This window comes from Paracoccus sp. S4493 (genome assembly GCF_000967735.1).
Lineage (GTDB): Bacteria > Pseudomonadota > Alphaproteobacteria > Rhodobacterales > Rhodobacteraceae > Paracoccus > Paracoccus marcusii.
Map to the genome: position 1 here is coordinate 1 of NZ_JXYF01000581.1, position 290 is coordinate 290.

The window sequence follows — 290 nt, forward strand, 5'->3', positions numbered from 1 at the left end:
GCTGCTGCCGCTTGGGGCGGGGGTCGCGCGCGGCCTGGGGCTCGGCCTGCCGCCCGCGCGGCTGGCGCTGATCGTGCTGGCGGGGCTGGCCACGGGGGCCGCGACGATGGTCACGGGACCTTTGTCCTTCGTCGGGCTGATGGCCCCGCATCTGGCCCGCCGCATCGGCCTGGCCCGCCCGGCCGACCACCTGACGGGATCGGCGCTGATCGGGGCGGGGCTGATGCTGGCCGCCGATTTCGGCGCGCGCATGGCGGGCTTTCCCTATGAACTGCCGCTTGGGCTGTTCG

The 290-nt window shown here is 75.5% G+C and carries 1 protein-coding gene; it reads left to right on the forward strand.

What is annotated here, in order from left to right:
• A partial coding sequence (locus TW83_RS19145; RefSeq protein WP_045984384.1) for an iron chelate uptake ABC transporter family permease subunit occupies positions 1 to 290 on the forward strand: 290 nt, incomplete at both ends.